Below are 7,422 nucleotides of genomic sequence, written 5' to 3' on the forward strand. Positions count from 1 at the left end.
GCCATCGCTCATGGTCGCGGCATGCAGAGATAGATCATTTTCATGCCGAGTTCGAAAATATTATCGCAGCAATACAATGTCCTTCTGTTCGACGGGTTCTCGAACCATTGCCTTGCGAACATGGTCGAACCGTTGCGGGCGGCGAACACCCTGTCACGGCAGGCATTATATGCATGGCGCTTCTGTTCGCTTGACGGCAACCCTGTTCAAAGCTCCAGCGGCCTTGTCGTCACCCCGAACGGGGCCATCGGCGATCAACAGGGGGATTTTCTTGTTGTTATGCCGTCATATGGATACCTGAAGCTGGATACGCGGTCGACCATGCGTGCCGTGCTGGCTGCGGCCAAGAAACACAAGCACCTGGCCGGGCTGGATACGGGAAGCTGGCTGCTTGCCAGCGCCGGATTGCTGGATGACCACAGGGCAACCATTCATTGGGACGAATTTTCGCGGTTCGAAGAAAGGTTTCCGGCGGTAGAGGCCGTGCAGGAACGGTTCGTCATCGATGGCAACCGTCTGACCTGTTCCGGGGCCATGGCAGCCTTCGATCTGGCCCTGACCCTTATCCGCCGGGATCACGGCCCGCTGCTGGCGATGGAGGTCGAGCACCTGTTCATGAGCCGGAACGGGCGTGGCCATTATGACCTGCCTCTGAAATCCGAGGACACGCTGGTCAATCGCGCGCTGACTGTCATGCAGGCGCATCTTGAAGCACCGCTTTCGGTCCGGAGTGTGGCCCGGAAAATCGGATGTTCGCAAAAACGGCTTGAAACACGTGTTCAGGCGGAACTGAAAACAACTCCGCAAGCGCTGTATCGGCGTCTGCGCCTGAACCGCGCGCGTAATCTGGCCGAGGATACGGAACAATCCATCGCCGAGATCGCGGGGCGCTGTGGATATGAAAACGCCAGCGCCATGACCCGCGCGTTCAAGGCCGAGTTCGGTCAAACGCCGACCGCATTTCGGAATGGAAACCTGTCGGGGCGATGAGCCCGGACTGGCGGGAAGCCGTTTGTTGCTTTTCACAACCTGCAATAAAGCATGCGGTTTTCTGATGTCACTCCAGCGAAACCCACAGAATCCTGGCGTCTTCGTCGCTGGTCGAGATACAGCCATGGCCCATTCCACTGTCGTAATACAGTGAATCCCCCGCCTTCATGGGCAGGGGTCGGTAATGTTCGGAAAGGAAAATCAGCTCGCCGCTGAGTACATACATGAATTCTTCGCCAGAGTGCCGAATCCAAGTGTCGAACTCGGATACATCCCGCGCCTTGATCGTTGCGATATAGGGTAGCATCCGTTTGCTGGTCAGTTCAGAACACAGCAGTTCGTGATGATAGGTGGGCGTGGTCTTGAATTCCCCCTCGCCTTTTGGGGTGAAATCGCGGCGACCCGAGATGCCCGACTGACCCGATTGCAGGAACAGCTGTGGCGTGCTCATATCGAGCGCCTGTGTCAGGCGCCGCACGATTTCAAAACTAGGCCGTGTCTGGTTGTTTTCGATCTTGGACAGAGTGGACCGACCAATACCCGCAGCACGGCCAGCCTCTTCCAAAGTCCAGCCTTTTGATCGCCGCGCATCGCGAATGGAGCGGCCCAAAGCCTCGCCTTCGTCCGGTTCTTCCAGCCCGGAAACATCGTTTTGGCTTTCATCGACCATGGATTTCCCCCTGTTTTTCAAAGGCTACAGGTTTTCCCATACATACGCAACTTCTTGAATAAGAGATTTATGTTGCTTTGTTGGATCATTTTCCACTATTGGAAACAAAGTTTCGTACTGAGGATTCGGAACCGGAGGAGGGGATAATGTTCAAAACGTCGCTGAATGAGGCTGACCCGGTAATCGCCGCGTCGATCGCGCGCGAAGGAATACGGCAGGCGGAACAGATTGAATTGATCGCGTCCGAGAACATCGTCTCGAAAGCTGTGATCGAGGCTCAGGGCTCGGTCCTGACCAATAAATACGCCGAAGGTTATCCTGCGCGCCGCTATTATGGCGGGTGCGAATATGTCGACGAGGTCGAAGTCGAGGCCATCGAAAGGCTGAAACAGCTGTTCGGTTGTGAATACGCCAACGTTCAACCCCATTCCGGCGCTCAGGCGAACGGGGCGGTCAAACTGGCGTTGCTGAGCCCCGGTGACACCATCCTGGGCATGTCGCTGGATGCGGGCGGACACCTGACACACGGTGCAAAACCTGCCCAATCCGGCAAGTGGTTCCGGCCGGTACAATACGGTCTGACCCAAGCCGGCCTGATCGATTACGACCAGGTGGCCGAGCTGGCACGGGTGGAAAAGCCCAAGCTGATCATCGCAGGCGCATCGGCCTATTCCCAGAAGATCGACTTTGTCCGTTTCCGCGAGATCGCAGATGAAGTTGGTGCGTGGTTGCTGGCGGACATGGCGCATATCGCGGGTCTGGTCGCAACTGGCCTGCACCCTTCGCCCATTGGGCACGCGCATATCGTCACCTCAACCACCCACAAGACACTGCGCGGCCCGCGGGGCGGGATCATTCTGACCAATGACGAAGCGCTGGCGAAAAAGATCAACTCTGCCGTATTCCCGGGCTTGCAAGGTGGACCGCTGATGCATGTGATCGCCGGCAAGGCGGTTGCATTCGGAGAGGCGCTGAAGCCGGAGTTCAAAGAATACATGCAGCGCGTTGTCGACAGTGCATCGGCTTTGGCCAATGTCATGATGGCGCGTGGATGTGACATCGTTTCGGGTGGCACCGAAAACCACCTGATGCTGGTCGATCTGCGCCCGATCGGTGTGACCGGCAAGGATGCCGAGGCCGCGCTGGAACGTGCCGGGTTCACTTGTAACAAGAACAGCGTTCCGGGCGATCCCCAGAAGCCCACCATCACCAGCGGTATCCGTCTGGGCACTGCCGCCGGGTGCAGCAGGGGTTTTGGCCCTGAAGAGTTCAAACAGATCGGCCATCTGATCGGCGATGTTCTGGACGCGTTGGCGCAGTCGCCCGAAGGCGACACGGCCATCGAAAAAGAAACCCGCGAAAAGGTTCGCGCGCTTTGCGCAAGCCACCCGATCTACTGAAAGTGCGCGAAATGAACACCTACGATCTGATTGTCATCGGAGGCGGACCGGGCGGCTATGTTGCCGCGATCCGCGCGGCTCAGCTGGGACTGAAAGTTGCCTGCGTCGAAGGGCGCGGCGCTCTTGGCGGCACCTGTCTGAACGTGGGGTGCATACCCTCCAAAGCGTTGCTGACCTCCTCGGCCAAATATGCCGAGCTTGCACATCTCTCCTCCCACGGTGTTGCGGTCGAGGGGGCCAGCATCAATGTCGGCGCGATGATGGAGCGCAAGGACAAGATCGTGGGCGACCTGACCAAAGGCATCGCATTCCTGTTCAAGAAGAACGGCGTTGACCTGATCGAAGGTTGGGCCAGCATCCCTTCAGTCGGGCAGATCAAGGTTGGCGCTGACATCTATAAGGCAAAGAACATTCTGATCGCGACCGGGTCGGAACCTACCTCGCTACCGGGGATCGAGATTGATGAGCAGGACGTCCTGAGTTCGACCGGCGCGATTGCGATGGAAAGCGTGCCGGATCATCTGGTGGTGGTGGGCGCAGGTGTGATCGGTCTGGAACTTGGTCAGGTCTGGGCGCGTCTGGGCGCGAAAGTCACCGTCGTCGAATATCTGGACCGTGTGCTGCCCGGCATAGATGGCGAGATTGCAAAACTGGCGCAGCGGGCGCTGGCCAAGCGCGGCCTGAAGTTCCAGCTTGGTCGGGCATTGAAATCCGTCAACAAGACCGCGGCCGGATTGACGCTTGCTCTGGATCGGGTTGGCAAAGACAAGGAAGAGGTGATCGAGGCCGACAAGGTTCTGATCGCCGTCGGACGCCGACCAGTAACGCGCGGGTTGGGGCTGGAAGAACTGGGGATAGCCTGCGACCCGCGCGGATTTATTCAGGTGGATGACACATTCTGTACCGCTGTTCCCGGCATCTATGCCATTGGCGACTGCGTTCCAGGGCCGATGCTGGCGCACAAAGCCGAAGAGGATGGCGTTGCCTGTGTCGAGATGCTGGCAGGCGAAGCGGGACATGTTGACTACAATACCGTGCCCGGCGTGGTTTACACCGACCCCGAGGTCGCCTCGGTCGGGCTGACCGAAGAAGCCTTGCAAGAAACGGGCATTGAATACGTGGTCGGGAAGTTTGCCTTCATGGCCAATTCGCGGGCGCGCTCGACCGGCGAGACCGACGGGGCCGTCAAGGTGCTGGCCAGTTCCGAAGGCAGGATCTTGGGCGCGCATATTTGCGGTGCGCATGGGGGAGATCTGATTGCCGAGCTGGTTCTGGCCATGGCCCAGGGCATCACCGTCGCCGAGGTCGCAGCCACCTGCCATGCCCACCCGGCGATGGGCGAGGCTGTGAAAGAAGCCTGCCTTGACGCCCTGGGCCGGGCAATTCACGCGTAGCGGGGAACAGCCAGATGACCATCCAGCTAAGACCACGTCACCCGGAAAAAGCCAAAAAGGCCGACAGCGTCATTCCGCGCAAACCCAAGTGGATACGCAAGAAACAAGGCGACAGCTCCGCCTATTACGAAACCCGGCGCCTGATGCGGGATCACAATCTGGCGACGGTCTGCGAAGAGGCGGCCTGCCCCAATATCGGCGAGTGTTGGTCCAAGCGCCACGCAACCATGATGATTATGGGCGAGGTCTGCACACGCGGATGTTCGTTCTGCAACGTATCGACTGGCCGCCCCGACGCGCTGGACGCTTTCGAACCCGGTCGCGTTGCAGCGGCGGTCAGGAAGCTGGGCCTGCGCCATGTCGTCATCACCTCGGTCGATCGCGACGATCTGGCCGATGGCGGGGCCGAGCATATTGCCCAGACCATTCGGGCGGTACGCCACCAAAACCCCGGCACCACGGTCGAAGTTCTGACCCCCGATTTTCTAGGCAAGGGCGACGCCGCCAAGGCAGTCTTTGACGCCGCACCGGACGTGTTCAACCACAATCTGGAAACCGTGCCGCACCTATATCCGACCGTCCGTCCTGGCGCGCGGTATTACACGTCGCTGCGGCTGCTGGATGATGCCAAGCGCGCCAATCCGGAACTATTCACCAAATCCGGCCTGATGGTGGGCCTGGGGGAAACACTCGCGGAAGTGCGTCAGGTCATGGATGATCTGCGTGCAGCGCAGGTCGATTTCCTGACCGTTGGCCAATATCTGCAACCAACCCCGAAACACCATCCAATCGACCGGTTCTGGACACCGGAAGAGTTCGCCCAGCTGGAACAGATTGCCCGGTCCAAGGGCTTTTTGCACGTGTCAGCAACCCCGCTGACCCGGTCGTCGTTCCATGCGGACGAAGATTTCGCTGCTCTCAGGCAGGCTCGCCAGCGGGCTATCGCCAAAGGGGCATAAACCAAACGCAAATGGGAGGGAATCCATGGAAGCGTTAAATTCAATCGTAGGGGCCATCAATGGCGTCGTGTGGGGGCCGCTGATGCTGGTTCTCATCCTTGGCGTCGGCTTCTTCCTGCAGGTCGGACTGAAGTTCATGCCGATCCTGCGCATTGGCACGGGCTTCAGCCTGCTGTTCAAAGGCCGTGAAGGTCAGGGCGAAGGGCAGATCAGCCCGTTCAACGCGTTGATGACTTCGCTGTCGGCCACCATCGGTACGGGGAACATCGCCGGTGTTGCCACTGCTGTCTTCCTGGGCGGTCCGGGCGCATTGTTCTGGATGTGGATGACCGCCCTGGTGGGCATGGCCACCAAATATGCCGAGGCTGTCTGCGCGGTGAAATACCGCGAAAAGGACGAGCTGGGCAACTTCGTCGGCGGCCCGATGTACTACATCAAGAACGGTCTGGGCGCGAAATGGGCGTGGCTGGGTGTTGCCTTTGCCCTGTTTGGCGCAGTTGCGGCCTTTGGCATTGGTAACGGCGTGCAGGCCAATGGTGTTGCACAGGTTCTGGAATCGAATTTCGGAGTAAACACCTCGGTCACCGGTGTCGCTCTGATGGTTCTGACCGCCGCTGTTATTCTGGGTGGTATCACCCGTATCGGTGCGGTCGCCGGTAAACTGGTTCCGTTCATGGCGATTGCCTATATCGTTGCCGGACTGCTGGTCCTGATCATCAACATCGGCAACATCGGTCATGCGCTGTCGCTGGTCTTCACCTACGCCTTCACCCCATCAGCCGCCGAAGGTGGTTTCGCAGGTGCAGCCGTCTGGGCCGCCATCCGCTTTGGTGTTGCGCGCGGTGTTTTCTCGAACGAAGCGGGTCTGGGTTCCGCTCCGATCGCGCACGCGGCAGCCGAGACCAAAGGCCCGGTCAATCAGGGCCTGATCGCGATGCTGGGAACGTTCATCGACACTATCATCGTCTGTTCGATCACCGGTCTGGCGATCATCTCATCAGGTGCTTGGACATCGGGAGAATCCGGTGCGGCGCTGACCTCGCTGGCGTTCGAGACCACTCTGCCGGGTATCGGCGGGTCGATCATCGCCATCGCTCTGTCGATCTTTGCCTTTACCACCATCCTCGGCTGGTCCTTCTATGGCGAGAAATGCGTCGAGTTCCTGCTGGGCGTGAAATCCCTGCTTCCCTACCGCATCCTGTGGATCATCGCGATCTACTTCGGTGCAACCGCGGATCTGGGCTTTGTCTGGCTGCTGGCCGACACGCTGAACGCCATGATGGCCATTCCGAACCTGATCGCCCTGGCCCTGCTGAGCCCGATCGTCTTCAAGCTGACGAAAGAGTTCTTCGCCTCGGGCGGCAAGTCCGAAGAGCCGGGCGGCGCGCCTGCCGAATAAGCTTGGTCTGACTTGAAACCGGGGGGCCATTCCGGCCCCCCGCCTTTAAAAACAGAATTCCATATCTCGAGGAGAGACGTGATGGCCACGAAAATCCTGCTGCCGATTGATCACACCGACGACCGTTCGTGGAAAAATGCCCTGCCAGTCGCATTGGAACAGGCCAGGTTCTACGGGGCTGAGCTGCATGCGGTTGCCGTTATCCCCGAGATCATCCAGCTGCCGAACCTTCCCGCAAACTATGGTGCCGGTGCCAAAGACCACGTGCGAAATGCGGTTCAGGCCATTCTGGATCATGGCAACGCATCGGACGTGCCTATCCATGTTGAAGAAGGCAGCGTTTACCGTGAAATCCTCAAGCGCGCCTACAAGGACGGCTTTGACCTGATCGTCATGGCCTCGACCAAGGGTGATTTTCCGAATTATGAAATCGGTCCGAACCTGGCCCGTGTCGTGCGCAACGCGCATTGCACCGTCATGGTTGTTCGCGACCAGTCCCGTTGAGTGAAAGGTTGGATCAATGACCGAGATTAGACGCACGCCGTTGTATGGGCTTCATGTTGAGTTGGGCGGCAAGATGGTTGATTTTGCCGGGTGGGAGATGCCAGTT

At 58.9% G+C, this 7,422-nt stretch carries 7 protein-coding genes; 6 read left to right on the top strand and 1 reads right to left on the bottom strand.

The features are described from left to right. Positions 1 to 42 precede the first annotated feature (42 nt). Entirely contained in the window at positions 43 to 990 is a 948-nt protein-coding gene (locus tag ACR0BZ_RS14950; RefSeq protein ID WP_480507860.1) for a GlxA family transcriptional regulator, read from the top strand. Between the two features lie 67 nt (positions 991 to 1,057). On the opposite strand, the gene ACR0BZ_RS14955 is transcribed toward ACR0BZ_RS14950, so the two are convergent. Next, positions 1,058 to 1,660 carry a helix-turn-helix domain-containing protein gene (locus ACR0BZ_RS14955; protein ID WP_480484283.1) on the bottom strand — a complete coding sequence of 201 codons (603 nt, stop codon included), beginning with the start codon at positions 1,658 to 1,660 and terminating at the stop codon, positions 1,058 to 1,060. A gap of 146 nt (positions 1,661 to 1,806) precedes the next feature. Between ACR0BZ_RS14955 and glyA the strand changes: the two genes are divergently transcribed. From glyA to ACR0BZ_RS14980, 5 genes are all read left to right on the top strand, one after another. After that, a complete protein-coding gene (gene glyA / locus ACR0BZ_RS14960) occupies positions 1,807 to 3,060 on the top strand; it encodes a serine hydroxymethyltransferase (RefSeq protein WP_480920618.1) in 1,254 nt (417 codons plus the stop codon). A gap of 11 nt (positions 3,061 to 3,071) precedes the next feature. Then, a complete protein-coding gene (gene lpdA / locus ACR0BZ_RS14965) occupies positions 3,072 to 4,454 on the top strand; it encodes a dihydrolipoyl dehydrogenase (RefSeq protein WP_480920619.1) in 1,383 nt (460 codons plus the stop codon). Positions 4,455 to 4,468: 14 nt separating this feature from the next. Then, the gene (lipA, locus tag ACR0BZ_RS14970) at positions 4,469 to 5,413 is read left to right on the top strand and encodes a lipoyl synthase (protein ID WP_480920620.1); all 945 of its coding nucleotides are present in this window, start codon (positions 4,469 to 4,471) and stop codon (positions 5,411 to 5,413) included. A 25-nt stretch (positions 5,414 to 5,438) separates the two neighbouring features. Beyond that, positions 5,439 to 6,812 carry an alanine/glycine:cation symporter family protein gene (locus ACR0BZ_RS14975; RefSeq protein WP_480488771.1) on the top strand — a complete coding sequence of 458 codons (1,374 nt, stop codon included), beginning with the start codon at positions 5,439 to 5,441 and terminating at the stop codon, positions 6,810 to 6,812. An 81-nt stretch (positions 6,813 to 6,893) separates the two neighbouring features. Next, complete coding sequence (locus ACR0BZ_RS14980; protein ID WP_480559942.1) at positions 6,894 to 7,316, top strand: universal stress protein; 423 nt, start codon at positions 6,894 to 6,896, stop codon at positions 7,314 to 7,316. The last annotated feature ends 106 nt before the right edge of the window (positions 7,317 to 7,422 follow it).

The organism is Ruegeria sp. P8 (genome assembly GCF_056534665.1).

Excerpts from the sequence above, each read along its gene's own strand:
- ACR0BZ_RS14955 (WP_480484283.1), bottom strand. The coding sequence starts at position 1,660 with ATGGTCGATGAAAGCCAAAACGATGTTTCCGGGCTGGAAGAACCGGAC.
- lpdA (WP_480920619.1), top strand. The coding sequence starts at position 3,072 with ATGAACACCTACGATCTGATTGTCATCGGAGGCGGACCGGGCGGCTAT.
- glyA (WP_480920618.1), top strand. The coding sequence starts at position 1,807 with ATGTTCAAAACGTCGCTGAATGAGGCTGACCCGGTAATCGCCGCGTCG.
- ACR0BZ_RS14975 (WP_480488771.1), top strand. The coding sequence starts at position 5,439 with ATGGAAGCGTTAAATTCAATCGTAGGGGCCATCAATGGCGTCGTGTGG.
- ACR0BZ_RS14950 (WP_480507860.1), top strand. The coding sequence starts at position 43 with ATGCCGAGTTCGAAAATATTATCGCAGCAATACAATGTCCTTCTGTTC.
- lipA (WP_480920620.1), top strand. The coding sequence starts at position 4,469 with ATGACCATCCAGCTAAGACCACGTCACCCGGAAAAAGCCAAAAAGGCC.
- ACR0BZ_RS14980 (WP_480559942.1), top strand. The coding sequence starts at position 6,894 with ATGGCCACGAAAATCCTGCTGCCGATTGATCACACCGACGACCGTTCG.